This is a genomic window from Bradyrhizobium sp. MV1.5 (genome assembly GCF_055807615.1).
In genome coordinates, this window is sequence record NZ_JBVVPL010000113.1 from 1 (window position 1) to 1,184 (window position 1,184).

Sequence of the window (1,184 nt, forward strand, 5' to 3'; positions counted from 1 at the left end):
GGCTGGATCTGTCGGCGCTGTACGACGTCATCAAGGCGCGGGAGGGCGAGCCCGGACATCCGCCGGCCTCGCCGAAGCTGATGCTGGCGCTTTGGCTCTGGGCCACGATCGATGGAGTGGGCAGCGCTCGCCAACTGGACCGGCTGTGCCGGGATCATCTGATCTATCGTTGGTTGTGCGGCGGAGTGTCGATGAACTATCACAGCCTGTCGAACTTCCGGATCGCCCATATGGCGGTTCTGGAACGGCTGCTGACACAGGGCGTCGCGTCGATGGTGGACGCTGGATTGGTGTCGCTCGACACCTTGGCGCAGGATGGTTTGCGGGTGCGCGCGGCGGCCGGAGCGGGCTCGTTCCGCCGGCGGCCACGGCTTGATGAGTTGAAGACGGCAGCGCAGACGCGGGTGGAGCGCCTGCGCTTTGAAGTCGAGACCGATCCTGCGGCCGATGATCGGCGTCGGCGTGCGGCAAAGGAGCGTGGCGCCCGCGAGCGTGCGGAGCGGATCGCGGCGGCGCAGGAACGCATGAAGGAGCTGGAAGCCGAGCGGGAGCGGCGAGAGAAAACCAACAAGAAAGAGGTGGCCAAGCAGAAGTCGCCGCGCGCTTCCACCACCGATGCCGACGCACGGGTGATGAAGATGGCCGATGGCGGATGGCGCCCGGCCTACAACACACAGATCGTATCGGCTCCGGAACACCAGGTGATCGTTGCGGTCGATATCGATACCAGCGGCTCGGATCGGGGCTTGGCCCAGCCGGGGATCGAGATGGTGCATGCCGAAGGCTACCAACCCTCCAACTATCTGGTCGATGGCGGCTTCACCAAAAACGAAGCCATTGAGTGGGCCCATGCCAACGGTATAAAAGTGTGGTGTCCGCCAGCGCAGACAAAACACGGCACCGACCCTTATGCCCCGAAGAAAGGTGACGGTGTTGGCGTCGCGGACTGGCGTGAACGCATGAAGAGCGACGATGGCAAGGCGTTCTACCGGCTGCGTTGCGAACACGAATGCATCAACGCCCATGCCCGACGCATGGGCCTGCGCCAGTTATCCCTGCGCGGCAAGATCAAGGCCCGCATCCACCTGTTGTGGTTCGCGGTCGCTCACAACATGATGCGCTTCTTCGCCTTACACGCCAAGGCGCAAGCGGCATAAATAGGCGAGCCCGCACCAACAGGCGCC

At 63.9% G+C, this 1,184-nt stretch carries 1 protein-coding gene; it reads left to right on the forward strand.

Annotated features, from left to right (window positions below):
- Positions 1-1,157: IS1182-like element ISBrsp10 family transposase (locus AC0L2J_RS34730; protein WP_473395979.1), on the forward strand; the 1,157-nt coding region annotated here is incomplete at its 5' end.
- Positions 1,158-1,184: the final 27 nt, after the last annotated feature.